The following is a 26079-nucleotide window of genomic DNA, read 5'->3' on the forward strand; positions in this document are numbered from 1 at the left end:
GCGTGCCGTCTTCGACCCCGCGGTTATTTTCGACCCGCAGGTCTGGCAGGTGTTCCTCTTCGGCGGTGAGCTTCCGGAGCTCGGAAAGCGGACGCTCATCGTCTGGAACATCCGACTCCCGCGCGTCCTCGTGGCGATACTCGTCGGCGCGAACCTTTCGGTCTCCGGTGCCATCTTCCAGGCGGTCACCCGGAACGAACTGGCGAGTCCGTTCGTCCTCGGCGTCTCCTCGGGTGCCGGACTACTCATCCTCCTCACGCTCGTCGTCTTCTCCGGGCTATCGTTTTTCCTCCCGATTCTGGCGGCGCTCGGCGGGATGATTGCGTTCTTGCTCGTCTACCTTATCGCGTGGAAAAACGGCACGTCGCCGGTTCGATTAGTTCTCGCTGGCGTCATCGTCGGAACCATCTTCCAGAGCCTCCAGACGGGCCTGTTCGTCTTCATCGACGACATCGGCGTCGTCCAGTCCGCCATCGCGTGGACGACCGGTTCGCTCACGGGAACCGATTGGGAGCAAGTTCGCATGGCGCTTCCGTGGTCGATTGCCTCCGTGGCGATTGCGCTCATCAGTTCCCGACAGTTGAACGTGCTGCTCCTCGGCGAGCAAACCGCCCGTTCGCTCGGAATGTCTATCGAGAAGGTCCGATTCCTTCTTTCGGGCGTTGCCGTCGTTGCTGCCGCCGCGAGTATTGCGGTTGCAGGTATCGTTGGGTTCGTCGGTCTGGTCGTCCCGCACGTGGTCCGGAACGTGGTCGGAAGTGATTACAAACGCCTCGTCGTCGGGTGTGTCTTTGCTGGCCCGGCGTTGATGGTCGCCGCTGACGTGGGCGCGCGCCTCGCGCTCAGTCCGACTCAGTTGCCGGTCGGTATCGTTACCGGACTCATCGGCGGCCCGTACTTCCTCTATCTCATGCGGAAACAGCAGAACCTGGGTGAAGTGTGATGTCAAAGTTGAAATCTGACGAACGCGACGAAGCGGACGAGCACTCGGTCGAGACTATCATGACCGACGAGACGAGCGAACACGCTACCGAAAGCGAGCGCCCCGAGAGCGCGCTCACCGGTTCGACCCTCGAACTGTCGTACCCGACGAGCGAGGAACCGGTCGTTGAGTGCGACCGTATCGACGTGCCGAGCGGTGAGATTACGGCGCTCGTCGGGCCGAACGGGTCGGGAAAGAGTACGCTCCTGAAGTCGCTCGCAAAGCAACTTGAGCCCGACGCGGGACGCGTCTACCTCGACGGAACCGCTATCGACGAGTACGACGACAAGGCGTTCGCGCGGGAACTCGGACTGCTCTCGCAGCAACACGACTCGCCGACGTCCCTCTCCGTCGAAGACCTCGTCTATCACGGCCGGTACCCCCACCGCGGCTTCTTCGAACAGACCAGCGAGGAAGACCGCGCCGCGGTCGAACGCGCAATCGACCTCGCTGGTGTCGAGCACATCCGCGACAAACAGGTCGGCAACCTCAGCGGCGGTCAGCGCCAACTCGCGTGGATTGCGATGGTGCTCGCACAGGACACCGACGTGCTTCTGTTGGACGAACCGACGACGTACCTCGACTTACACCACCAACTCCGCGTGCTGGAGACGGTTCGAGAACTCAACGAAGAACGCGGCGTCACCGTCGCGGTCGTTCTCCACGACATCGCACAGGCGGCGCGCTTTGCCGACTACCTCGTCGCCATGCAGGACGGCGAACTATACGACTGGGGCCCGCCGCGGGAGGTCGTCACCGAAGAACTCCTCGCCGACGTGTTCCGCGTCGAGGCCGCCGTCAACTACACGCCAGACCCGGAAATCATCCCGAAACACTCGCTGTAAGCGACTGACGTCAGTCTTCTTTTTCACCGCTCACTCGGCCGCGACGATTTCGATGTCGAATTCGAGCGTTTTCCCGGCGAGTTCGTGGTTGAAGTCAACTTCGACGGCGTCCTCTCGGACGGCGACGACGTCGCCGTGGAGTCCGTTTTCGGCGTGGACGTGCAAGCCGACTTCCGCTTTTTCTCCGACCATCCCTTCGAACGTCTCGGGGGCGTACGTCCGAACCCGGTCGGGGTCGAACTCGCCGTAGCCGTCTTCCGGTGGGACGGTTACAGTTGCTTCTTCGCCGACGCTCATTCCGACGACCGCCTCGTCGAGACCGGGAATTATCTCGCCGGCACCGACGACGAACGACCGTGGGGCGTAGTCGTCTCGGTCCCGCTCTTGGGCTTCGAACAGGCCGTGTTCGACTGCAACCTCGTAGCGAGACGTGTTGAAGACGGTCCCGTCCTCGAAACGCCCGACGTATGCGATAGCGACGCGGTCTCCCGACTCGATTGCCATATCGGGGCGTCGTTCGAGGACGTGCATAAAGGTCGTCATCGACGCAGAATCGCGAGAACCGTACGCTATTAATCACCCCCAATGCGGCGGTATCCGGCACGTTTTCCGTCAGCGAACTGTAATGTAGGTCCCTTCGAGTTGACTCGCCACGCCGAGTACGTCGAAGACGATGAGGAGGTAGTAGACGCTGACGACCAGCATGACCGCGCCGGTCAGTCGGTTGATTGGGGTCGTGTGACGGGCGAACCAGCGTGTCACTACAGAGTACGGACGCGTTCGAAGCTTAATTCAGCCGCGGCAGGGCGTGCAACGTGCACAACCGGGTTCCCGCGTGTATAGCCCGCGACTCAGTCGTTCGGGCGGACTTTTCGGACGTGTTGCGGCGGCAGTCGAAGTTCGTCTAGTCCGGGGAGGTGTTCGATGTTGTAGACGACTTTGACCTCGTCAGTCGTCGGGAGGCTGATACAGGAGAGTCTGATGCCGTGGTCCATCATCTCCTCCGAGAGAATGTGGTCCGCGGGCATCTCCATGTCGCCTTCGACGACGGCGACTGCACAGTTCGCACACGCGCCGCCGCGGCAGGCGTAGGGCCAACTGTGCCCGTCGTTTTCGGCGGCCTTGAGCAGGCAGGTCCGCGGTTCGACGAACACCTCGCCGTATACGTCCGTGCTCAGCCCCTCGGCGGCCGCTTTCTCGAAGAGGTCCTCGTCGGTGAGCGACCAGCCGTGTTCGTCGAGCACGTCGTAGTCGAGATACTCGACTCGTGTACCCGGTCGGTCCGGTTCGGTATCTTCGGCTGCATCCTGCTCGGTATTCGCTTCTCTGGCGGCGTCTGTCTCGCGGTCGATATTCACACCACGGCCGCCTTTATCGACGAGTTCGACCGCTCCATCTCCGGGTTCGTATCCCGCTCGAATCGCCTCGTACGCCGCTCGAACCAACTGAAACTCGTCGGCCGAGCCGCCGTGGTCCGGGTGTGCTTCTTTCACCCGCCTGCGATACGCATCGACGAGTTCGTCCTCGTCTGCGTCCGGGTCGAGTCGGAGAATTTCGAACGGGGTGTCCACATCGGGGCTAGTAGTAATTCGTGAGCATAAATCCACGGCCATCGGCCGTCTCCGCGTGGTTTAGTACTCGAACGAATCTCTCTATCTCATTCTCCCACGGCGGGCTTTTACACTGTCAACACCTGCGTTCAGGTGTGAGACGCGGGGTTCGGTTCGTCGCGGGTGGGTCCCTCGGAATCGGCGCGCTAGCGGCGTACCTCTGGTACGTCGGTCCCGAAGCGGTTGTTGCGCGTGTGGCAGGGGTTGCGCCGTGGGCCGTCTGGGTCGTCCTCGCGTTGACTATCGCCGAAGCTACTGTCGATGGAATCGCCGTCTGGGCATCTGTTCGCCCGCTCGGCGACGGTCTCTCTCCACGGCAGAGCGTGCAGTTCGCCTTCGCGGGCGACTTTTTCGACGTGCTCAGCCCCGCCGGGCCGGTGAGTTCCGAGCCGATTATGGCGCACTTTTTCGGGGTCGAGACCGGGACGAGTTACAGCGAGGCGTTGGGGGTTCGCGGCGTCGCGAAGTACATCAGGTCAGTGGCGCAACTCCTGTTTTCGGCTGTTCTCTCCGGGATTCTCCTACTCGGTGGTTTGACGCCGACGTTCGTGCTTCTGACGCTGGCCAGTGCGATTGCTGTCTTGAGCGTCGTCGGTGCCGTACTCGTCTGGGGTCGGGCGCTTCTCTCTGCGGTCCTTGTCATCGTACTCACCCCGATTGTCCGCGCGGTGTCCGGTCTCTATCACGAGACGCCCTACGGCCGAGCCGCCGTTGCTGAAGCCGTCGACAAGTTCTGGGAACGAGTGGTGTACTTTCGGAACGCACCGGTACTGCTCGGACTCATCGCGCTCGGGGGAATCATCGAACAACTGACGATTGCGGTTGCGATTTGGGTTGCGCTCGCAGGCACTGGGACGACAGTCAGCCTGATTCCAATCATCGCGATGATTCCGTTTCCACAGGCGGTGAGTATCGTCCCCGTTCCGGGGAGCGTCGGGACGTACGATGTCCTGTTGGCCGGTGCGCTCGTCCTCACCACGGGTGCACCGGCGGCGGGCGCTGCTGCTGCTGTATTCGTCGTGCGGACGTTCGAACTCGGCGTTTCGCTCGGCGGCGGCGGACTCGCAACGGGGTTCCTTCGCGGGTTCCGTCCGTGAGTAGTCGCGGCTATCGAAGTCGGGGCCGACTGTGACTCATTCGGGGACGCCGGGGTGTATCGGGACGCTTGCGAGACCGACCCCTTCCGATTCTGTCGACACCGCGACCCTTCCACGCCATCCACCGTCGGCACGAGTGACGTGAAGCGAAATCGGCTTCCACGGCCCTCGTCGACGATAGAGGTCGAGGACGACCGGTAACGCCGGTAGACGACCATTCCGCGCTGAGAGTGCATACTCCTTGAGGGTGATGTCAGCCGATTTTGTTCCGTCGTCGGGGTTCGTCGTCCACGAAGAACACGAGTAGGAACCGACTAGTCCGAGTCGTTCCATCTCGCCGAGCGTCGCCTCCAGCGAGTCCGCCGATTCGGGCGGTGTCGGAAGGCGGGATGCAGCGCGTGCAAGCACGTCTGCCTGCTCGGCCGACTCAAGGTGCGCGTGAAGTTCTGTTGCCATGCTCTCGAGGAGACGCAAACAGAGTTCGTCCGGACTCGATATCGTCTCCGCGAGGTCGAAGTACGCGTCCATGACTGCTGTCTCGACAGTCCTGTGTCCGGTATTACTGAGTGCTTCGAACACCGCAGCGGCGACACTGTGACAGAACTCGATGCGTTCGGGTCGATCACCCTCCTCCTTTGGATTTCCGACCGCTGCCGCGCCGATGTGCCCTTCGTCGAGAGCACTGCCCCAACTGCGAGCGGGTGTCGGCCGCTCTTTGCCGTCCTGCGTCACGATGAGGTCGTAGTACGGGAGTTGCGGGTCGTACCGTCGAAGTGCGGAGCGATACTGCGTCGCCGCCCGGACGGCGTTTTCGGCGGTCGCACGGTCCCCGAACGTGAGTCCTGCGGTTGGTACCGGCCGTTCTCCTGTTCGTCCACAGACGATGGTGAAATCACCCTCGTCAGCGGCGAGCGTTTCGATGTGGTTTCGAATCTGAATGAGTGTCGTTCCGACCATTTCGATTTTGTATCGTGGTCTGCTGTGTGCTGTGCTGTTCAGTTGCTTCGTCCCTTTCTGCTTGCTACGGGTCTCCAGCGACGATGTCGGCGACCCGTTTCCGGTCGAATAACTGCTCGTCTTCGGGAATCTCCGGGTACGGCTCTCCGGGGACGTATCCCGGCCACTGGCCGAACACCTCGGGATAGAGTTGCTTTGCCGTCAGTTCGAGTTGGAACAGGTTCGTAATCGGTCCCTGGAAGCGGACACCACCGGCGAAAAAGCGGTCGTTCTGCACCGCGGATAGTTGACTCCCGACCGGGTGGTTCGCGACTCGCTTGCGGATGTCGTCGATGTAGTACCCCGGCGACATTCCCCAGAGATGCAAGATAACGTCGGGGTCGGTCTCTAACATCGTCTCGTAGTCGAACATACCCCACGTTCCGTCCCAGTCGATATCGGCGAACGCGTCAGTCGCGCCGAGTGGTCGTGTGTCCGCGTGCCAAAATCCGGGGGCGTTCAACTTGTACGCGTAGAAGGTATCGTCGATGAGCGTGACGCGGGCCGCAGTCGGACGTTCCGGTTCGGGGGGAAGCGATGATTCGATTTCGCTCACCACGTCGTCGTACACCGCCCGAAGCGCCTCGTAGCGTTGTCGCTCCTGATACACTGCGGCGACGTTCTCGAACAGTTCCCAGAGGGTGTAATAGCGGTAGTTGTCGACGTACGCCGCTGCGGGCTTGTCGGTCAGGCCGCTGTGGTAGTTCCCGAACCACGGGGCGACGTTGTCGGCGATTTCCTCGATATCGTCGGTGTCCCACCCGTCCTGCGTTTCGACGACGTAGGAGGGGTCGACGAAGTGAACGTCGCTGTCGAGTTCGTACAGCATCTCCTTGTCGACGCCGTCGGAAAGCGGGTCGGGAAGGCCGTCCCATTCGAGCGAGACCCCGTCAAGGCGAGCATAGAACGTCTCCAGCGATTTCCCGGCGAATTCGGGTGCGTAGAGCGACTCGACCGTTTCACTTTGTCCCAGCGCGACGGCCATGTCGGCGTAGTGGGAGAACACGACCATTGCATGCTCCGGGGGTGCGTCGAACTCGACAGTTCCCACGGGGGCCATCGACACCGAGTAGGACTCCGCCGGTTTGACGGTCGTCTGTTCAGTCTCGGACTCGGTTGTTTCCGGGGATGCCGTCTCGCCGGTCGTCGTTTCCTGGGCCTCGGTACTCCCATCTGCTGTACAGCCAGCAAGTAGGCCTCCGGCGGCGACCGCCCCTGCGTACTTCAGGTACGCGCGGCGCGTCGGTTCCGTCTCGTTCATCGCATCACCCTGCATGTTGTTTAGGCTAACCTAAATCGGTTTGACCTTTTCGGTTTTTAGGATAGCCTAAACTACCTTCGACGTACTGAGCAGAAACTCGTAGCCGCGTTTCTGGAATTGCTCTGAACGCGAAGCGTCGGCACTGAGACGGTTTGGAAACGGAACAGAGCAAACGGGGACCGAAACGCGGCGGTGTCGTCTCTCAGCCGAGAAGGCCGACAGCCGCAGCGAGGTGCGTCATGCCCGCAATCATCGGGACGAGGACGATGGTCCGCATGACGAACAAGACGACGAGGTCGCGGAAGCGAATCGGAACGTCGCTGAACATATCCATCGTCATCGGGCCGACGCTCGAAAAGAAGATGAGCTGAGAGACGGCCAGCACGGCGATGAAGAACTTGGCTTTGAGTGCCGCTCCAGTGACCAGGAGGACGGGCACGTACATCTCGGTGATACCGACGATTGTTGCCGGTGCGACCGTCTCCGCATTCGGAATCCCGAGCGCCGCAATCAGTGGCGTCAGTGGCTGGCCGAGGATATCGAAGAGAGGCGTATTTGCCGACAGCAGCGTCGCCGCAAGCCCAACAGTCAGGATAGTCCCGAGGATGAGCATCGTGAGTTTCAGCCCGTCGACGAACCCACGCTTGGCCGCTTCCAGGAACGTCTCTCCCTGATCCGCTTTCTCGACTGCCTGGGAGAGCGCTAGCCGAATGTACTCGTTGAGTGAGCCGGAGAATGCCGTTTCCGGGTCGGGTTCGGTGATGTACTCCTCGGGAACACGCGAAATCGGGGGGATGCGAACCAAGATTGCCGCGGTCACGATGACACACACGAAGTACGCCCCGAAGACCACCGGAAAGAGGTGTAGGATATCGAGCGTCGCTGCAACGACGCCGACGAACCCGATACTCACCGTCGAGAAACACGTCGCGATGGTGAAGACGTCCCGTTTGTTGTAGCCTCCCTGCTCGAACACGTTGCGGGTGACGTACAGACCGACACTGTACGAACCAACCCAGGAGGCGAGGCTGTCCAGCGCCGCCCGTCCGGGGATTTTGAACAATGGGTGCATCACCGGGCGAGCGAGTGTCCCGACGAACTCCAGTCCACCTAACTCGACGAAGATGGTGATGAACACCGCACCGATTGGGATAATGACGCCGACGCTGTACACCAGCGTCCCCCACATGAGGCCCCCAGTTCCGGGGGTGTGGAGCCACGCCGGTCCGAGTTTGAAGAACATGAGCGGTGCAACGAGGACGCCCGCGAGACGAAGTATCCAGAATGCGGTCGACGTCTCGAAGTACGAGAGGTCGTATCCGGAAACGGTCCCGTCACCAATCTTCGCTCCAGTGGTCAACACCCCACCGGCGACGATTACCGCAAGTGCGTACACGCCAACCGCTGTGGGGAACGTCTCCGTGATTGTACTCACTACGATGTCGAACGGAACCGTCAACTCGCCTTGATACGGTACGGGAACGAGGAAGAACACTGCACCAATCAGGAACGCAGTGACGAACTTGAAAACGGGCTGGCCGCGTATCTCGTGGAGGTCCAACTCTTCGATGCTCTTTGTGCGCTGTTCTGTTTCGACCGTCCAAGTCTGTTCTTGCTCTGTTGCCATTGTGGGTATGTTTGATAATGTATCGCATAGCATTGCAATCTCCCTACGGAGTATAGTTTAAATAATAATGGAAGATTGGTTCTGGTTCACATCTGAACCGCAGCGTGTTTCTTCGAGACTCGACCGAATGCCGACACCCAACGAGCGGACTCGACGCGGAATTACAGATTCACCGTCAGAGAAGTCCGAAAAACGGGAACCCGCTGTTAGTCCACGAAATCGCGTGGACCAGTGCGACGATTAGAAGGTTATCCGTCCGCTCGTAGACCAGACAGAACACCAGTCCTTGGCCGAAGAGGTGGATGAGGTACGTCGCGAGGAACTCGGGTCCGCCAGCGATGCCGTACAATCCGTGGACGAGCGCGAAAAGCCCCGCCCCCAAGACGACCGCCGAGACTGGGTGAAAACTGTCGCGGAGCCGTCCCTGAACGAGTCCGCGGAAGAACTGTTCTTCGAGGAGTGCGGGAAACAGGTAGAGTCCACCGAAGATGACGGGCCAGATGACCGGCCACGTAGCGAGGCCGACGTCCATCCCATCTGCACCAGCACCACTGAGTACGCCGAGTGAGAGTCCGAAAACCGGCAACACCAGTTTCGAGACTGCTACCATGATGTCGAGTCCGATGCTGCCGATGACGACCCAGACCGCGCCGTGGACAGTCGGTCGGCGCAAGTGCACGTATTCGTCCCACTGACGCGTGAGCCCCAGATACGAGACCACGAACAAGCCGAACCCAACTTGGGCACCCTTCGTTATCAAGAGCGTACTGAGTGCCGGAAACGATGGCTGTAGCACCCCCGACACCGCCGGTCGAAACAGCATGAAGACGACAAACGACGACAGCGCACCGCCGACGGCTATTCCGACCGCCCCGAGCAGCGCCTGCAACCGTTTCGGTGGTTCGATGCGTCCACGCACATTCGAAAACCAGTCACTGATTTGTGACATTGACGCCTGTCGGTACCGTGTGGTCGGCTATAGACCCCAAAGACGTTTTTAGCCAGTTTCCGCCCGTATACGGGCGTATAGGCGGATATTCGTGGTGGGTGTATGGTCGTACACCCGCTGTTCTGACCCGGTTTGACCGACTTGCGCCGTCGGTGAAATCCATTCAACAATAGGTTGATATATTCTGTTCGACAAACCCACGCTCATGTCAGACTCCGTCTCCTCTCTTCTCACCCGGACGCAACGCGAGCGCGTGCAGTCTGCGTTCGAGGATGTAGAACCGGCGAAGCGGCGACGAGACGAGCGAAAAATCCGGACTCGAATCGCCGCCGGAGTCTCCGATTTCGACCTGTTAGTCACGTATCCGGACCGGCAATTCGAGTTAGCGTTTGAAGACCGGGCGAACCAAGAACTGCGGTCCGATTTGGCGGACGCATATCTCACAATCGAGCGGATTCGCGTTCTCACCGACATCGACCGCGATGCGATGATTGAGACTGCACAGGAACGACAGCGGTCGGCAACGGACGAGAAAACGGAGTCTCTGGAGAATGTACAACTCCGAACGTGTGACGACTGGCGTCGAACGATTGAAACCGAACTCGCCGACGAGTACCGACCCAGTCGGTGGAAGCGACTTTCAGACACGCTTCTGAAAATCGGGGTGGCACTCTTGGTGTTCGTGAGTTTACTCGCTGTCGTCGCACCTGATTTTACTAACGGGTACGGGAGCATTCCCGGTATCGTCGGAGCGGGAATCCTGTTTAGCGGACTCGCAATCGTTGGCGTTCGAGCCGTCAAGTACGACGTGCTTCCGGCGCTCCGGTGGGTCGCGACTGACCCGTCCGCGGCGTTTCGGGCGTTCTGGGACCAGTTCTGAGTTGGTGGTGAAGGTTGGTGAGTGTGAGCTTCTACAGATGGGCAAGGCGAGTGCCTCGGGGTCTCGAAAATCGCTCTGCGATTTGCTGGATACAGGAATTTTTCGATTCCCCTTGACTCGACTCTGAGGCGGTTCACATCCCTCAATTCGCTGGACGTAGGGCTTCGGACCAAGAAGTTCTTTAACCGTCGAATTCGATACCGACAGTCTAGTCAGTTGTCCGTTGTCGTAACAGTCGGGTAGTCCGAATTCAAGAGAACCTTCTGGGCCGTGCTGCCGAAGAGCGCCTTTCCGACTGGGGAACGGTGTTTCGCCCCGATGACGACGAACCGCGCGTCGATGTACTCGGCTTCGGCCAGTATCTTGTCCGCTGGTGTGCCGACCCGTCCCCGCGGCTCGACTTTGTCCCGGTCGAAGTCGTCGAGGGATTCTTCGACGACCCGTTGTGCGAACTCGGCCCCGCTGCTCTCTTCTTGGTCGAGGCTGAAGTGGGCGTACCCAGGGGTGGCTCTGATTGCCTCTTTGTGTTCATTGAACTCCTCTTTCGGAACCACGTGCAACGCGACGAGCGTCTCTCCGTACGTCTCTGCCAGGTCGTACGCGACCGAAACGACGTGCTGTGAATGCTGTTCCTCTCCGATTGCTGCGAGTATTGTCATGGGTGTTTTTGATTGGGTATTTCTCGGGCGATTCAACTCTGGGCCGGTGTGGTCTGTTCGTCGGTGGTCGAGTGTTCCCACTGTTTGCTGATTCGGACTCGTTTCACACGCGTGTTGTCGACGCGCTCAATCCGGAGTTCGGTCGTCTCGTGGGTGAAGGTCTCTCCTTTCTCGACGAGTCGCCCTGCTCGATTGAACACGAGACCGGCAATCGTCTCGAATTCCTGTCCTTCGGGAAGGTCGATACCGAGGGCGGTGTTTACGACCTCGATATTCACGTCTCCCCGTACCAGCAGCGTCGACTCGTCGATGGTCTCGATAGGCTCGTCCTCTTCGTCTCTGAGAATCTCGCCGACGATTTCCTCGACGAGGTCCTCTTTCGTGATGAGACCTTCCGTCGTGCCGAACTCGTCGATAACGAGGGCCATCCCGACCCGCTCACGCCGCATTTCCGCGAGGAGGTCATCGACGTTTTTGCTCTCTGGGACGTGCAACGTCGGTTCGATGACACGGTCGAGGTCCGCAGGGTCACTCTCGCCGTACCGGAACTCACGGACGAGGGTCCCTAACTCGACGATGCCGACGACGTTGTCCAGATATCCGTCGTACACTGGCATCCGATGGTGACCGCTCTGGAGGCAGGCGACGATTGCCTCTTCCACGTCGGCACTGCGCTGGACTGCTGTGATGTCCAGTCTGGGTGTCATCACCTCTTTGGCGATGGTAGCGGTAAACCGGAAGATTCGCTCGAGCATCGCCCGCTCGTCAGCGTCGATGACGCCTTCGTTCTCTCCGGTCAAGATCATCTCCTGGATGTCGTCTCGGGTGACGTACGACGTTTCGACGCTCATTTTGCTCCCCGTGAGCCGGTTGACTACCCGAGTTAGCCGGTCGAACGTGACCACGAGGGGGTACAGCAGGTACTCAGATAGCCGCAGTAGACCAGCAACTGACAGCGCCCACTGCTCGGCGTTCTCGATGGCGTACGATTTCGGCGCACTCTCGCCGAACAGCAACACCAACGCCGTGACGCCGAATGTCGCGGCGAAGATAGCCTGTCCCTGGGTGAGATACAGCGCGAAGAGCCCCGTCGCAATCGACGACATCGCGATGTTCACGAGGTTGTTTCCGACGAGGATGGTGATGAGTAACCGGTGCGGGTCGGACTTCAGTGATTGAAGCGTCTCGGCACCGGGTGTTCCCTCGGCAACGAGCCTGTCGATGCGGTGCTGCGCGAGAGAGAACATCGCAATCTCGGACGACGAAAAGAACGCCGAGAGTACCATCAGTTTCGCGAGTACCGTGATTCCACCCAGCGTGAGTAGCTCTCTGGCTACGAGGCCCTGCATAAGTAGCTCTCCGGCCACGAGGGAAGTCAAGGTCGACGGAGGGACCAGTTCGAGTGTCATCATGTCGAAGGGAGTCATCCGGTCAGTCGCTCATGCTCTCACTGCTGGGCGTCCGGGCTTCGTCGACGACGGTTGGTTGGTCAACCTCATCTTCCGGAAAGTAACACGCCGCCATGTGTTCCGCATCGCCCGCCTCGGTGAGGGCGGGCTCCGCACGCCAGCACTCGTCCGAGGCTTTCGGACACCGGGGAGCGAACGTACACCCGGACGGGAGGTTCACCGGGTCCGGCGGTTCACCCTCCAGCAGTACGCGCGTCCGCCCAACGGAGGGGTCTTTCTCCGGTGCGGCCGACAGCAACGAGTTCGTGTAAGGGTGTTTCGGCTGTCTCGCGATGCGGTCGACGTCACCCGTCTCGACGACGCGGCCAAGGTACATGATGGCCAGGCGGTCGGACACCTGCACCAGGCTCGCCAGGTCGTGGGAGATGTAGACGATGCCGATGTCTTCGGTGTCGGCGAGTTGCCGAAGCAGGTTCAGGAGGTTGACCTTGAGCGAAACGTCGAGCATCGATGCTGGCTCGTCGCAGATGAGGAAGTCCGGGTCGACGACGAGCGCTCTGGCGATGGCAACCCGCTGGCGCTGTCCACCCGATAGCTCGTGTGGGTACTGGTCGAGGAACTTCGTGGCTGGTGTCAGCCCGACTTTTTCGAGCGTTTCTTTAATTGCCACCTCCCGTTCGTCTGTCCGGTAATCGTGGATGGTGAGCGGTTCACCGACAAGTTGGCGGACAGTTTGACGTGGGTTCAGCGAGTCGAACGGGTCCTGGAAGATAATCTGGAGCTTTCGACGGAACTCCTTCATGTTCCCGTCTTGGTAGTACTCGTGAGACTTCTCGTCGAAGGTAATCTTCCCGCCAGTTGGTTGCTTCAGCAGCGCGATGGTCTCTCCCAGCGTCGACTTCCCGCAGCCACTCTCGCCAGCGACGCCGAGGATTTCCGACCGGCGAACAGATAACGACACGCCATCGACTGCTCGGACGTAGTTGGGGTTCTCGCCACGGAACTTACTCACCAGCGACTGGCTCTGTTCGTACCACTTTTCGAGGTCGTGCGTCTCGAGGACGACTTCGCCAGTCCCGCTGTCGCCGTCGTCTTCGTCAGCAATGCCCCACGTTTCGGGCTCCTTGGCGTCACGCCGCATCTGAGCCGCCTTTTTCACGTGGTGGCAGGCTGATTGGTGATTCCGGTTGGGGAGATCAACAAGGTCGGGATGGGACTGTTCACACTCCGCCGTGGAGAACGGACAGCGGTCCTTGAACACGCAGGCCGATGGTTCTTGGCTGAGATTTGGCGGTGAGCCCGGAATCGAGACAGGGTCACCGCCGTCTTCGATTTCCGGGAAGGAGTTCTTGAGTCCCATCGTGTAGGGGTTCGTCGGATTGATGAGGACGTTGTCAACGCTCCCCTGTTCCATCACCTTCCCACCGTAGAGGATAGAGAGGTCGTCACACGTCTCCGCGATGACGCCGATCTCGTGAGTGATGAGCAAGAGCGAGCTATCCATCCGCTCTTGAATCTCGAGGATTTTGTCGACAATCTTGTCCTGGACGATAACGTCCAACCCCGTGGTGGGTTCGTCGGCGATGATGAGGTCTGGTTCGAGTGCGAGTGCCATCGCGATGGTGACGCGCTGACGCATCCCGCCGGAGAACTCGTGTGGATAGTCGTCGATACGGTTCGGGTCTAACCCGACGATATCGTACAACTCCCTCACGCGTTCGCGGGCCTTCGCCTTCGAGACGTTCCGATGCTTCTGGATTGCCTGGCGGATCTGTGCCCCCGTGGACATCACGGGGTCCAACGCGTCCATCGCACTCTGGGGGATATACGCGATATCCTCCCAGAGGATATCACGACGTTCCGAGGGACTGAGCGTCGTCAGGTCCTGTCCCTTAAACAGGACTTCACCGCTCTCGATCTGGCCGTTGTCCGGGAGCAACCCGAGCAAGGCCTCGGCTATCGTCGACTTTCCGGACCCGGATTCGCCGGCGAGTCCATAGTTGACGCCTTCACCGATGGAAAAGGACACGTCGTTCACTGCGTGTACCTTCCCGTTTTTCGTACTGTACGTGACCTTGAGGTCTGTTATATCGAGTAATGTCATTGTTCGGTCTGAATCTCCGGGTTGATGACTTCCTCATAGGCGCGGCCGATGAGGAACACCGAGGTGGTAATCGCCGCGATACCGATTGCTGGCGGGAACACCCACCACCAGGCGATGCGCATGTTCCCCGACTCGAACACCTGGCGGAGCATTCGTCCCCAACTGGTCATCGTCGGATCACCGAAGCCGAGGAACGCGAGACTCGCCTGTGCCGCGATGGCCCACGCGACACCGTATGCCGTGTAGAGGAACCCGATGGGGAGGACGTTCGGACCGACGTGCAACAACATCGTCCGCAGGTCGCTCGCCCCGCTGGCCCGGGCTGACTTGACAAAGGTCCGTTCACGCACCGAAAGCACCTCTGACCGAACGACGCGTGCCGGCATCTTCCAGAGGAAGCCCGCGATGATGAGGGTGATAAGCCAGATGCTGGGTGTGACGAACGTCAACAACAGCAGCGCCATCGGCATGAACGGAAGCGAGAACGTCAAGTCCGTCATGCGCATCAGCACCTCGTCGACCCAGCCACCGTAGTAGCCACTCACGAGACCGACGAGGAAGCCGATAATCCCCGTCCCGAGGCCGCCAAACAGCCCGACGATGAGCGTCGGTCTGGCCCCAGCGAGGAACTGACTGAGCACGTCCTTCCCGAACGCGGTCGTTCCGAACGGTGCGTCAGCGCTGGGTGACGCAAGGCGCATGATGGCCCCGTCAGCGTTCACCATGTCGTGTTCGATGGGGTCGTGGGGTGCGAGCATCGGCCCGAAGAGTCCCAGGAAGAGGAACCCCGCGACGATAACGACCCCGACGAATGCGAGTCTGTCCCGGCGGAGGAACCTAAGCTGGTCTACGAGGACGTGCTTCCAGTGGTCGAGGCGCTCGAATACGACCGCCCCGTTCATCGCGTCAGTGCTCATAGCGACTCACCTCCGCTTGCCGAGACCGTCGGGTCGAAGTACGCGTACAGCACGTCAGCAGCCAGGTTGGCGAGGATGACCGCGAGGGCCATGATGAAGACGGCCGCCTGCACGAGCGGGTAGTCCTGCTGTTGGATGGCGAGGACGAGTTCGCGGCCGATACCCGGCCACGCGAAGACGACCTCGAGCAGGATGAGCCCCTGAAAGATCATCCCGAGACGGAGCGCGAAGTACGTCAGGATAGGGAGCATCGAGTTCCGCCCCGCACGGGCGAGTTGCTCCATCTCCGTCAGTCCCTTTGCGCGATGGAGTTTGAGGAACTCCGAACCCTTCTTCTCGATAACCCCGTTTCTGGCCAGCAACAGGAAGTCGCCACTGTAGTATAGCACGGCGACGGTAAACGGGAGGATGTAGTGGTAGAGGAAGTCCACCGAGAGGTAGGTCTCCAGTAGCCCGTCGGGGGAGGCGGTGATTTCGCGCATCCCGAACGCCGGTACGAGTCCGAGCGTGTACGAGAACACGATGACGAAGATAATCGCCGTGATGAACACCGGCGTCGACCGCAGGAACGTCGTCGTGATGATGCTTACTTTCTCGAAGTAGCTCCCGCGGTTCCACCCGGCGTACATTCCCGCCAGCGAGCTAACCACGGCCGTCGTGACGAGCGCCGGAACGAGCAGGACGAGCGTGTTGAACAGCTTGGGGCGTAGAATCTCCCAGACCGGTTGACTCCGCAGGATGGAGTAACCGAACTGGAACGAGAGGATGCTCTGGAGGTACGCGAGGTACTGTTGTAAGAGCGGTTTGTTTAGTCCGTAGAGGCTCCGTATCTCCTCAATTTGTTCTTGGTTGAGGTTTCCGGCGGTGATGAGCGCCTCAAACGGACTCCCCGGAAGGAGTCGGAGAACGACGAAGATAATCGACACCGCAACGAGCGTGAGAGCCATCGAGATGGCCAGCCGTTTGAGGAGGAATCTCCGGAAGTCGCTCATGCTGTCACCTCCTCGTGGCGGGTGAGGACTGTCCGGTACTGTTCGACGATTGCCGTGTCGAGGAAGACACCGTCTACGACAATCGAGTCGCGGTCGGCAGCGTCGAACGCATCGACGAAGCGCGCTGCTTCCTCGGCTTCCTCGGCTGTTGGTGTGAACATGTCGTTGATTACTGGTAGCTGTCGAGGGTGGATGGCCTTCTGTCCGATATATCCGATTTCGTGTGCCTGTGCAGCGTGCTCGCGGAGCCCTTCTACGTCTGAGAAGTCCTGATACACCGTGCTGATGGGGTCCAGCCCACCGACTGCGGCGGCACTGATGACCACGTTTCGGACGTACTCGTGGAGTTGTGCGGGTGTGCCGGTCGCACCGACGGCCCGTGCGTAATCCCCGATTCCGTACGAAAATCCGGTCACAGCATCGAGTTGGCTGGCGTGTGTGGCCAGTTTCTCGGCGGCGAACATCCCTCGGGGCGTCTCGACCGTCACGATGAATTCCGGCACGTCGCCGTCGGCGTTCGCTGCCGCAGTAACAGCACGGGCTGTCTGCTCGGGTTGTTCAATCATCGGTAGGACGATTGTGTCGGCACCGGCGGTTACGGCGGCCTCAATATCGGCTTCCCAGTGCGGCGTCTGGAGACCGTTAATACGGACGCACCGCTCTATCCCTCGACTAGAACTCTCTCCGAGTACCGTCTGAAGGTTTGTCCGGGCTTGGGGCAGCACCTCGGTCGGGACCGCATCTTCGAGGTCGAAGATGACTGCGTCAGCAGCGTCCAAACCGAGTGCTTTCTCCATCATTCCGGAGTCGTCGGCTGGAGTGTAGAGGAAGGTCCGGCGGAGGCGGTCAGTCACGCGTCTCACCTCCGAGTGTCGTGACGCCCTCGGCCGCCAGTCGCCGCACGTCCGCTTCGGACCGGTCGGTTCGTTCGGTGATTGTCGACAGCGCGTGTGACCCGAGTGACGGCCCGGGGTGGTCCACTCCCCCGGGTGTCGCGGAGAGTTTCGGGAAGACACCCCGCATTGGGATGGATTCCTCGTCCTCGCCGTCGATATAGATAACCGCGTCGCGCTCGGCGAAGTGCTGGTCACGGAAGATATCGGCCATGTTGTTGACCGGCCCGATGGCCGCCTCGTGCTCCTCGAAGATTTCGATAACCTCCGTGCGAGTGTGTTCACTCATCCATTCCGCGATGATAGCGTCGAGTTCTTCGACGTGCTCTAGGCGGTCTTTCATCGTCCGAAACCGGGGGTCCGTTGCCAGTTCCTCTCCACCGACGATGCGGAGAATACGCTCGGCGATGCTCTGTGAACTCCCCGAGATGGCGACCCAGCGGTCGTCCTTCGTCCGGTAGGTGTTCCGCGGTGCGGTCCGACTGCTTCGATTGCCCGACCGCTCGTGGTCGATTTCTTTCTGTCCGTACTCGATGACGTGGTCGCCGAGCATCCCGAACATCGCCTCCAGAATCGACGAATCGATGTACTGGCCGCTTCCGTCGTGGACATCGCGCCAGTAGAGCGCCATCACCGCGGCGTACGTGGAGTGGAGTGCGCAGATGGAATCGGCCATCGCGGTCGGTGGGAGGGTGGGTGGACCGTCAGCCTGTCCCGTCGAGTACGCATAGCCGCTCATCGCCTCGACGAGCGTGCCGAAGCCAGGGCGGTCCTTGTACGGGCCCGTCTGTCCGAATCCGGTCACGCGAACCATCACGAGGGTCTCGTTGAGTGCGGAGAGCGTCTCCCACCCGATTCCCCAGTCTTCCAGCGTTCCCGGCCTGAAGTTCTCGACGAGGACATCAGCGTCCGCGACGAGATCTTTGAAGATCTCTTGGCCGTCCTCTTCGTGGAGGTCGAGGGGGACGCTCTTTTTATTCCGGTTGACCCACTTCCACGAGAGTTCCTCGGGGTAGTCACCGAACTCGCGGAGCGAGTCTCCGTACTCGGGGTGTTCGACCTTGATGACTTCGGCACCGAAATCACCGAGCATCATGGCTGTCAGTGGCCCAGCATAGAGGCTTGCCGCGTCGACGACGGTAATTCCGTCTAGGGGTTTGTCTGGAATCATTGTGCTGTCGTCGCTCACGAGAAGTCTGGCTGACCGAGCTCAGACCGGCGTTTATGGGTGTTTCCGTTTTGAACTCGCTCGACGAACGCAGCCCATGCTTCCCCGTTGGGGAACCGGATGTTGTCGTTTGAGTCCCAGGTGTACCCGGCCTTGCGGAGGATGGCTTTCGCTCCCTCGACGTCGTTTTCGTACTTCTTCGTATCCGGTTCGTGCCACTGCGTAATCGGCGAAATCGGGTTCTCGCCGTTCGGAACTGTTGCTCTTCCCTCGAGAACGGATTCAACGAAGCTCTCCTCGTCGACTGCTTTGGCGAAGGCAACGCGGAACTCCTTGTCGCGGATGAGCGGACAGGAGAAATTCAGTTTCGTATCGAGCGGCGCGAAGTTCTCCGTGACGGACTTCTCGATACCGCTCGTGGACGAAGCGCGGTTCGCCTGCGTGTTCGAGAGCGTCGTTCCGATGGCGTCGACTTTCCCCTGTTGAAGCGCGCCGATGAGGGAGTCGACGTTGCCGACGTTGATCCAGATAATCCGCTCGATGCCGGGACCAGTCGCAGTCTGGTCGCCGAGGTATTCGCCGCGCACGTCGTCGTCGAACAGCCAGTGGTCGTCGTTCCGCGACACCTCGAATCGCGTTCCTTGCTCCCACTTCTGCATCTTGAAGGGGCCCGTGCCGACCGGGTTCTGCGGGTTGTGCTGAGATGGGTTGTCGACGTTCTCCCACTTGTGTTTGGGAAGGATGACGCTACGGACGACTCGCTGCGTCATGAACGCCGCGTCGGGCGTCGAGAGGTTGAATCGGACCGAGTGCTCGCCGAGTACCTCGACGCTTTCGACGGGTTCGTAAAACGGCACCTGACTCGTCGAGGACTGTTCTTTGTAGAGTTCGACAGTGAACTTGACGTCCTCTGCGGTAAACGGCTCTCCGTCGTGCCACGTGACGCCCTCGCGGAGGCTCATCTCTACGGTCGTGTCGTCGGTGAACTTCGCATCCGTCGCGAGCGCAGGAACGACTTCTAAGTCGGGTGTTGCATCGAAGAGTCCGTCGTAGACGAACGTCAGGCGCTTTTCTTCAGCGCCACCTGCCGCCCACGGCAGGTTCAGTGAGTTCATCGACGTCGTGACGCCCTTGACGTACGTCGTCTGGTCGGTTTCGGGCTGGAGGTTGACTTCCGTCCACCGGAAGGAATCCCCCGTCGGACCGTTACCCGGCGTCTTGACGTAGCCGCTCCACTTGTTCGTATTGACTGCCGTGATGACGTCCGGAAAGAGGGTGATGAGTCCACCGACGTCCTCGGCGAAGAGCTGTTGTGCCTGACTTACGAGTTCTTGGCGCTTTTCGTTGTCACCCGTGACCTTCCGCTGTCGGTCGAGGAGGTCGTTGAGTTTTGGATGGAAGTAATTGTCGTAGTTGGAGAGGCTGTCCTTGTGACGCCGCATCAACAAGGGATTCGGGTCGAGGCCCCGCTGGGGGTCCGGCCCGTGGGTGCTCATCGAGACGATTGCCTCCAGGCCGGGAGTCTCCCAACTTTGGGCGTACAGCTGGTTGAGTGGGCGGTCGTTGAGTTCGACAGCGAGGCCCAGACTGTTGGCAGCCCGCTTTACCATCAGCGCGTGCTCGCGCATCCACGGGTCGTCTTCGCTGGAAAACTCGACGGGGAGAGGGTCTAAGCCCGCCGCCGCCGCCGCACTGTAGTCGAGCGGTGGGTTGGCCGCATCGATGGTCTCCCAGTCGTGCCAGTACTGAGTTTCGACGACCTCCGGCGTTCCCTCGGGGACCTGCGGTTCCTGTTCTTCGACACTGGTACCCGGTGTTGAATCGTCGCCTGAGCCATCCCCAGTGCCACTACACCCCGCGAGCGTAGCCGCGCCAACGACGCTTGCAGCCCCTACAAGGTATCGTCGTCGGGAGAACTCCTGCTCGCTTGCATCCGTTCGTTCGTCATGGTTGCTTGGTGCCATGCTACAGCATACCCAATTTAACCATTATACATTCAGGATACCCCCGATGGCGAATGATAGGCTTCATTCTTTATATGGGGGCAGATATATTTCGCTCGTAACTTCGGAGAATCGCTCGGGTTGCGCCCGATTATGATTCGCGTGGTCCGTAGATAATCTCGAGCAGGTTTCGTTCCGCAGTTCGCAATCGTTCGCTCATCGTCGATTGGGCGATGTCGAACTCCTCGGCGATATCCGTTGCACTTGCTTCACGCGGAACTTCGAAGTATCCCCTGTTGTAGGCCGTTTCGAGAATTGCGAGTTGTTCCTCGGGGAGTTTCGTCACCAGAACTTCGGTTAGTCGTCCACTATCCAGTGGTTCTCCCGGTTCGTCAATTTGGTTGACACTTAATAGTTCGAATGCACCGAGCGTCTCTTGAATATTATCGGCCAGGTCACGGAACCGGTCCCAGTTTCGAACCGTAATGACGACCTGGAACGTATCGCGTTGGAGGAGAATCCGGTTCGGAATCGCTTCGTTCCGAAGAACCAGCCCAAGTATGAATGGATACGACTCGTTTGCGAGAATGGTAAGCCGGCAGATAGTGAGGTTTGTCGGCCCAGTTGGGATTTCCTGTGTGTAGAAGAGCGAAACTCCCGAAATGTCCTCGATAAGTGTGGCCGGGTCGAAATCCGTCCCCGACGACACGGTAAGTGATTCAATCCACGTTCCGTCTTCCACGTAGAAGGCATTGTCAAGCTCGATGCTCCGCACGTCGTCTATCCGTGCATCGATTTTCTCCATCACCCCCGTCGGAATTGTTTTGAATTCTACACGAAGAATATCAGTTTCCCCCTTGCTTGGGAGAACTGGACCTTGCGTATATAGGCTTCACGCTCACCTCATTTTCCTCCGAGCCACAGTATAATTCAGATATTTGATGCTTCACTATATCTTCCACTTACTCCCCTCAGAGAACTCCCTCAGTATTTTGACTTCAGTCGTCGACTTCGTCGTCGTACTGTTTGTAGGTAATCGTCAGTTTTCCTTCCGCTGGGTCCCTCGCTGCATCTCGAAGTGTTTTGAACTCTTCGAGAAGCGCACTTGCATCGTCTGACCCCTCTCGGACGCTTCGTGACTCTTCTCGAATCGTGTCGTACACTTGCTCTAAGACACGTCGGACAGCATACGAATCACCCTTTGAATCTATCTCGAAGACCGCCTCATATTCTCTCATACTCGTAGTTGGGTCTGCACTCGGATAACTGCCTGTACGTCTAGGATTGTGAGTCTTTTTCACCCTTCCAGACACACCCGCCAGTAACACGCTGTCCGACCTCAGACTTGTCGTAAAATAATCCGCTGTGAGTGATTCTTCGAAGGTGAACTGATTACGCGACCCCAGTCGTAGCCGACTGTTGAGGCGCGCCGACACCGGTGACTTTCCCGAAGGCTCGTCCGAACATGTAGAACACGGCAACGTTCGTGTAGAACTGAATCGTGGGGACGAGGATGAATCCGAGCCCGAACGTGACGGTTACAAGGAGGCTGGTCACGGCCTGAGCGACGAATGCAATGAGGAATGGAATGAGCCATGCGACGAGGTAATCGACACTCAGCAGAATGTCTTTGAGACGGCTGAAGTCGAATGCAGCGCCGAGGTCCCCTTCGACAGCCATGTTTGTGAGTGCGGCCGGGACGAGGTAGTAGAGGACGAACAGTGCGACGAAGCTCACGAGCATCCCAAGCGCACCGATACCGCTGAGAATTCCTGCAGCGGCGTCGTTACCGGTCCCTGCACCCCCCATTCCGATTCCGAAACTGACTGCGATGAGAGCGAACGGAACGAATCCGTATACGAGTGTGACGACAAAGCCTTTCACGCCGTCTACAGCCATCCCACCCCAGTCGTCGAATGCTGGTGGCTCTGGGTCACCACTGGCAGTCGCTCCGAGAACACGGACAAGATAGCCGAATAAGAGGAACATCGGGATGATGAGGAAACTCCCGAGCACTAGGAGAGAGCCAATTACGATACGACCAAGCGCGTTATCCCCTTCTAAGGGGTAAGAAATACCGTCTTCAAGCATACGTCCCTGGTTTCTATTTTCACACCAGTTAAGTATTCGGTATATTATAATTCAATATTATCTGAAAAACAATTCTATCATGTTTTTCATATTCTAACTACCTATTGATGTGTTATAGCAAAAAACAGCGTTAACACCATCGGCTGTCCGTCATGAACCGGTTTGAGTACAGAGTGAAGTGTGTCACTTCCGAAGGTTCAATTCCGGATGACACCGTGACGACGACCATCCCGAACTTGGGGCCCGTTCATTTCCAGTATTACCTCCCAGAATCGAGCGGGACCGACCACAAGGCTACGAAACTCGTGACGCAGATTCCAACAGAGATTCTGGGTAGGTTGTTTCAGAGACGACTTCTGAAACTCACGATTGAACAGGGAGAGGTAATCCTGTTGAAGTATTTGGCCGGTGACAGTTTTCTGAGGTCGTGCTGACGGGTGCGAATCTACACTGACAAAAGTTCCCGAATTCAAAAGATTGCTTGGTCTACGGTGAAGTGTTCATTTCGGATTAGACAATTTTATCAGGAAAAAGCGACAATCACTCGAGCATGAATTGGTCCGACCAAGACTGGTGGCCGAATCAGTTGAAATTGGAGATTCTCGACCAGAACGCTCGTCAGACCGATCCGATGGGCGAGGAGTTCGACTACGCCGAGGAGTTCGAAACACTCGACTTCGAAGCCGTGAAGGCGGATATCGAAGAGGTAATGACGACCTCGCAAGACTGGTGGCCGGCCGACTACGGTCACTACGGGCCGCTCTTCATTCGGATGGCGTGGCACAGCGCGGGCACGTACCGCACCGTTGACGGCCGCGGCGGTGCGGCCGGTGGTCGACAGCGCCTCCCACCGATCAGCAGTTGGCCGGACAACGTGAACCTCGACAAGGCTCGTCGCCTGCTCTGGCCGGTCAAGCAGAAGTACGGCCGCAAGCTCTCGTGGGGTGACCTGATTGTCTTGGCCGGAAACGTCGCGCTGGAGTCGATGGGCTTCGAGACGTTCGGCTTCGCCGGCGGCCGCGAAGACGACTACGTGCCCGACAAGGCAGTCGATTGGGGTCCGGAGGACGAGTGGGAGAAGACTTCCTCCGACCGCTTCGACGAGGAGGGCGACCTCAAGGAACCGCTCGGCAACACCGTGATGGGCCTCATCTACGTGAATCCGGAAGGTCCGAACGGCGAGCCGGACGTCGAGGGCTCCGCGAAGAACATCCGACAGGCGTTCAGCCGAATGGCGATGAACGACGAGGAGACTGTCGCCCTCATCGCTGGTGGCCACACCTTCGGGAAGGTCCACGGTGCAGACTCCGGCGACAACCTCGGACCCGAGCCCGAAGCAGCTCCGATCGACCTGCAGGGTCTCGGTTGGGAGAACGAGTACGGCTCCGGCAAAGGTCCCGACACGATTACCAGCGGGATCGAGGGCCCGTGGAACACCACACCGACTCAGTGGGACATGGGTTACATCGACAACTTGCTCGAGTACAAATGGTGGCCTGAGCAGGGTCCCGGCGGTGCCTGGCAGTGGACTACACAGGGCGGCGAGTTAGACGACGCTGCACCCGGTGTCGAGGACCCGTCGGAGAAGGAAGACGTGATGATGTTAACGACGGACATCGCCCTGAAGCGAGACCCGGACTTCCGGGAGGTTCTCGAGCGCTTCCAGGAGAACCCCGACGAGTTCCAGGAGTGCTTCGCAAAGGCCTGGTACAAGCTTATTCACCGCGACATGGGCCCGCCGGAGCGGTTCCTCGGCCCCGAAGTCCCGGACGAAGTAATGCTGTGGCAGGACCCCCTGCCGGACGCAGACTACGACCTCATCGACGACGAAGCGGCCGCCGAACTCAAGGAAGAGATTCTCGGTTCGGACCTCTCCGTCTCTCAACTGGTCAAGACCGCGTGGGCGTCGGCATCGACGTACCGCGACAGCGACAAGCGCGGCGGCGCAAACGGCGCGCGCATCCGTCTCGAACCGCAGCGGAGCTGGGAAGTGAACGAGCCGGAAGAGCTTGAGACGGTATTGGAGACGCTCGAAGGTATTCAGGACGAGTTCAACAGTTCGCAGTCTGATGAGACCAGAGTCTCGCTCGCCGACCTGATCGTGCTGGGCGGTAACGCGGCCGTCGAGAAGGCGGCGGCAGACGCCGGGTACGACGTGGAAATTCCGTTCGAGCCCGGACGGACGGACGCCACGCAGGAACAGACCGACGTCGAGTCGTTCGAGGCACTCAAGCCGAAAGCCGACGGGTTCCGGAACTACATCGAGAGCGGTGTCGACGAGAAGCCCGAAGAACTGCTGGTGGACAAGGCGGAACTGCTGAACCTGACGGTCGAAGAGATGACGGTCCTTGTCGGCGGGATGCGGGCGCTGGACGCGAACTACCAGGGCTCCGATCTCGGCGTCTTCACCGACGAGCCGGAGACGCTGACTAACGACTTCTTCGTGAACCTGCTCGACATGGACTACGAGTGGGAACCGGTCTCGGACTCCGAGGACATGTTCGAGCTACGCGACCGTGAGACGGGCGAAGTCCAGTGGAAAGGGACCAGGTTCGACCTCATCTTCGGGTCGAACGCCCGACTTCGTACCGTCGCGGAAGTCTACGGAGCTGCTGACGGCGAGGAGAAATTTGTGCACGACTTCGTAGAGACGTGGCACAAAGTGATGACCCTCGACCGCTTCGACCTCGAATAAGCTGCGCGTATCTGGACTGGTGCTCGTGTGCGACCGCTCGATTGAGTGGAGCCACGGTTTCCAGTCCGGTCTCGTAAACGAGTCGTGAAGCGGTGCCGAACGTAGTGGTGTGTGACGTTTCCGCTGATCTTTTCAACAGAGTCGAAGCGATGGGAACGAACGAGTAGGTGGGAAGGCATCCACAATTATGATTGTGTCGAGTGTGGGACGGACAGAAGGTGGATATATTTGCTTGACGCATCCTCGGGAACGCCTGGATAAAAACGGATGGCCCTGTTGAAACCCTCAGACGGTGACAGTTTGTCGAAGCCGTACTGAATGCAGGGCGCATATTCAGCACTGAGCGGTAGATTATAGCTATCGATTGACTTAGAGGGACAGAACTTGAGCTCCCTCAGAGGTTCCATGTACCGTGTATCTCTCCGGTTAGCTTCGTCTGAGGGCCAAGTTCACATAGTAAGTCTCTCCACACCGACTTGGTAGAACATCACCATCGGGAAAATTGTCATAGTACTGAATATGGTTGTATTCCGCATCTTGCGGGAGATTTCTCCACCCTTATACATCAGATCACAAATGGTGATTGTAGAAACAATTAAAACGATTGTTAGCGGAATGGCGACGAGTACTACTGACTTCGCGGTCTCGAATAGCGCCTCAGAAATTGAGCTATTGAACCCGGTGAATGAACCCACGATGGGAATCTGACTAAGAACTGAGTTCAATAATATAAAGATGACCGATGCTATCATAAGGCCTATAAGTTGTAGTGTCCCGGACTGTACAGTCGATTCGGGGATTCTCTCAATGGTTGCTTCGCTTGTACTGACCATCTCCAGAGCCATATCACCGACATGGAATCCGAACACTAATCCGAAGACGGCGAGAAGGACCCCAATCACCGACAGTACTAATCCACGTACAAAATATTTCGTGAGAATCTTATTTATCAGTCCCATAT

24 protein-coding genes are annotated in these 26079 nt (G+C 59.1%); 5 read left to right on the forward strand and 19 right to left on the reverse strand.

All coding sequences use genetic code 11. The features are described 5' to 3' along the window. Together QT222_RS21440 and QT222_RS21445 are read left to right on the forward strand one after the other, a co-directional pair. Window positions 1-943 (forward strand): FecCD family ABC transporter permease (locus QT222_RS21440; protein ID WP_491478313.1); only part of this gene is annotated, 943 nt, incomplete at its 5' end. 59 nt (window positions 944-1002) lie between these two features. Next, window positions 1003-1827, forward strand: coding sequence for an ABC transporter ATP-binding protein (locus tag QT222_RS21445; protein WP_238547490.1), 825 nt, complete (start codon window positions 1003-1005; stop codon window positions 1825-1827). A gap of 30 nt (window positions 1828-1857) precedes the next feature. Here QT222_RS21445 and QT222_RS21450 read toward each other — a convergent pair whose 3' ends face one another. The 3 genes from QT222_RS21450 to fer all read right to left on the reverse strand — a co-directional run bounded on the left by QT222_RS21450 (window position 1858) and on the right by fer (window position 3398). Further along, window positions 1858-2331 carry an FKBP-type peptidyl-prolyl cis-trans isomerase gene (locus QT222_RS21450; RefSeq protein WP_049917475.1) on the reverse strand — a complete coding sequence of 158 codons (474 nt, stop codon included), beginning with the start codon at window positions 2329-2331 and terminating at the stop codon, window positions 1858-1860. A gap of 108 nt (window positions 2332-2439) precedes the next feature. Continuing rightward, entirely contained in the window at window positions 2440-2589 is a 150-nt protein-coding gene (locus tag QT222_RS21455; protein ID WP_491478314.1) for a thiol:disulfide interchange protein, read from the reverse strand. A gap of 89 nt (window positions 2590-2678) precedes the next feature. Further along, window positions 2679-3398, reverse strand: a complete 720-nt coding sequence (gene fer, locus QT222_RS21460) for a ferredoxin Fer (RefSeq protein ID WP_004059150.1) — start codon at window positions 3396-3398, stop codon at window positions 2679-2681. Window positions 3399-3532: 134 nt separating this feature from the next. Between fer and QT222_RS21465 the strand changes: the two genes are divergently transcribed. After that, window positions 3533-4534 (forward strand): lysylphosphatidylglycerol synthase transmembrane domain-containing protein, encoded by a 1002-nt coding sequence (locus QT222_RS21465; protein WP_491478315.1) that lies wholly within the window; start codon window positions 3533-3535, stop codon window positions 4532-4534. A gap of 36 nt (window positions 4535-4570) precedes the next feature. Here QT222_RS21465 and QT222_RS21470 read toward each other — a convergent pair whose 3' ends face one another. From QT222_RS21470 to QT222_RS21485, 4 genes are all read right to left on the reverse strand, one after another. After that, window positions 4571-5491, reverse strand: coding sequence for a DUF7551 domain-containing protein (locus tag QT222_RS21470; RefSeq protein ID WP_491478316.1), 921 nt, complete (start codon window positions 5489-5491; stop codon window positions 4571-4573). Between the two features lie 64 nt (window positions 5492-5555). Then, window positions 5556-6806, reverse strand: a complete 1251-nt coding sequence (locus QT222_RS21475; protein ID WP_491478317.1) for an ABC transporter substrate-binding protein — start codon at window positions 6804-6806, stop codon at window positions 5556-5558. A gap of 187 nt (window positions 6807-6993) precedes the next feature. Continuing rightward, window positions 6994-8418, reverse strand: coding sequence for a YjiH family protein (locus QT222_RS21480; RefSeq protein WP_491478318.1), 1425 nt, complete (start codon window positions 8416-8418; stop codon window positions 6994-6996). 175 nt (window positions 8419-8593) lie between these two features. After that, window positions 8594-9367, reverse strand: coding sequence for a CPBP family intramembrane glutamic endopeptidase (locus QT222_RS21485; protein WP_491478319.1), 774 nt, complete (start codon window positions 9365-9367; stop codon window positions 8594-8596). A 205-nt stretch (window positions 9368-9572) separates the two neighbouring features. On the opposite strand from QT222_RS21485, the gene QT222_RS21490 reads away from it, so the two are divergent. After that, window positions 9573-10247, forward strand: a complete 675-nt coding sequence (locus QT222_RS21490; protein WP_004059169.1) for a hypothetical protein — start codon at window positions 9573-9575, stop codon at window positions 10245-10247. Between the two features lie 212 nt (window positions 10248-10459). Here QT222_RS21490 and QT222_RS21495 read toward each other — a convergent pair whose 3' ends face one another. The 11 genes from QT222_RS21495 to QT222_RS21545 all read right to left on the reverse strand — a co-directional run bounded on the left by QT222_RS21495 (window position 10460) and on the right by QT222_RS21545 (window position 22423). Further along, a complete protein-coding gene (locus tag QT222_RS21495; protein ID WP_491478320.1) occupies window positions 10460-10906 on the reverse strand; it encodes a universal stress protein in 447 nt (148 codons plus the stop codon). Between the two features lie 32 nt (window positions 10907-10938). Further along, on the reverse strand, window positions 10939-12315 hold the full coding sequence (locus QT222_RS21500; protein ID WP_491478326.1) for a hemolysin family protein: 1377 nt from the start codon (window positions 12313-12315) through the stop codon (window positions 10939-10941). Between the two features lie 22 nt (window positions 12316-12337). Next, complete coding sequence (locus QT222_RS21505) at window positions 12338-14419, reverse strand: dipeptide ABC transporter ATP-binding protein (protein ID WP_004059175.1); 2082 nt, start codon at window positions 14417-14419, stop codon at window positions 12338-12340. After that, window positions 14416-15321: an ABC transporter permease gene (locus QT222_RS21510; protein WP_491478327.1), complete on the reverse strand. Its 906-nt coding sequence runs from the start codon at window positions 15319-15321 to the stop codon at window positions 14416-14418. Before QT222_RS21510 ends, QT222_RS21505 begins: the two co-directional genes overlap by 4 nt. An 11-nt stretch (window positions 15322-15332) precedes the next feature. After that, complete coding sequence (locus QT222_RS21515; protein WP_004059179.1) at window positions 15333-16328, reverse strand: ABC transporter permease; 996 nt, start codon at window positions 16326-16328, stop codon at window positions 15333-15335. Beyond that, window positions 16325-17182 carry an HpcH/HpaI aldolase/citrate lyase family protein gene (locus QT222_RS21520; protein ID WP_491478321.1) on the reverse strand — a complete coding sequence of 286 codons (858 nt, stop codon included), beginning with the start codon at window positions 17180-17182 and terminating at the stop codon, window positions 16325-16327. Before QT222_RS21520 ends, QT222_RS21515 begins: the two co-directional genes overlap by 4 nt. Beyond that, window positions 17175-18392, reverse strand: coding sequence for a CaiB/BaiF CoA transferase family protein (locus tag QT222_RS21525; protein WP_004059183.1), 1218 nt, complete (start codon window positions 18390-18392; stop codon window positions 17175-17177). Before QT222_RS21525 ends, QT222_RS21520 begins: the two co-directional genes overlap by 8 nt. 14 nt (window positions 18393-18406) lie before the next feature. Further along, window positions 18407-20353, reverse strand: coding sequence for an ABC transporter substrate-binding protein (locus tag QT222_RS21530; protein WP_491478322.1), 1947 nt, complete (start codon window positions 20351-20353; stop codon window positions 18407-18409). 130 nt (window positions 20354-20483) lie between these two features. Further along, the gene (locus tag QT222_RS21535; protein WP_491478323.1) at window positions 20484-21137 is read right to left on the reverse strand and encodes a helix-turn-helix domain-containing protein; all 654 of its coding nucleotides are present in this window, start codon (window positions 21135-21137) and stop codon (window positions 20484-20486) included. Between the two features lie 193 nt (window positions 21138-21330). Beyond that, window positions 21331-21570, reverse strand: a complete 240-nt coding sequence (locus QT222_RS21540; RefSeq protein WP_004059190.1) for a hypothetical protein — start codon at window positions 21568-21570, stop codon at window positions 21331-21333. Window positions 21571-21724: 154 nt separating this feature from the next. Continuing rightward, window positions 21725-22423 carry a DUF4013 domain-containing protein gene (locus QT222_RS21545; protein ID WP_491478324.1) on the reverse strand — a complete coding sequence of 233 codons (699 nt, stop codon included), beginning with the start codon at window positions 22421-22423 and terminating at the stop codon, window positions 21725-21727. Window positions 22424-22940: 517 nt separating this feature from the next. On the opposite strand from QT222_RS21545, the gene katG reads away from it, so the two are divergent. Beyond that, window positions 22941-25118 (forward strand): catalase/peroxidase HPI, encoded by a 2178-nt coding sequence (gene katG / locus QT222_RS21550; RefSeq protein WP_491478328.1) that lies wholly within the window; start codon window positions 22941-22943, stop codon window positions 25116-25118. Window positions 25119-25567: 449 nt separating this feature from the next. Here the strand turns inward: katG and QT222_RS21555 are convergent. Then, the coding region (locus QT222_RS21555) for a hypothetical protein (RefSeq protein WP_491478325.1) at window positions 25568-26079 on the reverse strand (512 nt) is incomplete at its 5' end.

Source organism: Haloferax sp. s1 (assembly GCF_058382125.1).

Coding starts and splice junctions, on each gene's coding strand:
- QT222_RS21470 (WP_491478316.1), bottom strand. CDS start 5,491: ATGGTCGGAACGACACTCATTCAGATTCGAAACCACATCGAAACGCTC.
- QT222_RS21450 (WP_049917475.1), bottom strand. CDS start 2,331: ATGGCAATCGAGTCGGGAGACCGCGTCGCTATCGCATACGTCGGGCGT.
- QT222_RS21445 (WP_238547490.1), top strand. CDS start 1,003: ATGACCGACGAGACGAGCGAACACGCTACCGAAAGCGAGCGCCCCGAG.
- QT222_RS21475 (WP_491478317.1), bottom strand. CDS start 6,806: ATGCAGGGTGATGCGATGAACGAGACGGAACCGACGCGCCGCGCGTAC.
- QT222_RS21535 (WP_491478323.1), bottom strand. CDS start 21,137: ATGGAGAAAATCGATGCACGGATAGACGACGTGCGGAGCATCGAGCTT.
- QT222_RS21480 (WP_491478318.1), bottom strand. CDS start 8,418: ATGGCAACAGAGCAAGAACAGACTTGGACGGTCGAAACAGAACAGCGC.
- QT222_RS21505 (WP_004059175.1), bottom strand. CDS start 14,419: ATGACATTACTCGATATAACAGACCTCAAGGTCACGTACAGTACGAAA.
- QT222_RS21485 (WP_491478319.1), bottom strand. CDS start 9,367: ATGTCACAAATCAGTGACTGGTTTTCGAATGTGCGTGGACGCATCGAA.
- QT222_RS21495 (WP_491478320.1), bottom strand. CDS start 10,906: ATGACAATACTCGCAGCAATCGGAGAGGAACAGCATTCACAGCACGTC.
- QT222_RS21530 (WP_491478322.1), bottom strand. CDS start 20,353: ATGGCACCAAGCAACCATGACGAACGAACGGATGCAAGCGAGCAGGAG.
- QT222_RS21525 (WP_004059183.1), bottom strand. CDS start 18,392: ATGATTCCAGACAAACCCCTAGACGGAATTACCGTCGTCGACGCGGCA.
- QT222_RS21515 (WP_004059179.1), bottom strand. CDS start 16,328: ATGAGCGACTTCCGGAGATTCCTCCTCAAACGGCTGGCCATCTCGATG.
- QT222_RS21510 (WP_491478327.1), bottom strand. CDS start 15,321: ATGAACGGGGCGGTCGTATTCGAGCGCCTCGACCACTGGAAGCACGTC.
- QT222_RS21500 (WP_491478326.1), bottom strand. CDS start 12,315: ATGACACTCGAACTGGTCCCTCCGTCGACCTTGACTTCCCTCGTGGCC.
- QT222_RS21540 (WP_004059190.1), bottom strand. CDS start 21,570: ATGAGAGAATATGAGGCGGTCTTCGAGATAGATTCAAAGGGTGATTCG.
- QT222_RS21490 (WP_004059169.1), top strand. CDS start 9,573: ATGTCAGACTCCGTCTCCTCTCTTCTCACCCGGACGCAACGCGAGCGC.
- QT222_RS21545 (WP_491478324.1), bottom strand. CDS start 22,423: ATGCTTGAAGACGGTATTTCTTACCCCTTAGAAGGGGATAACGCGCTT.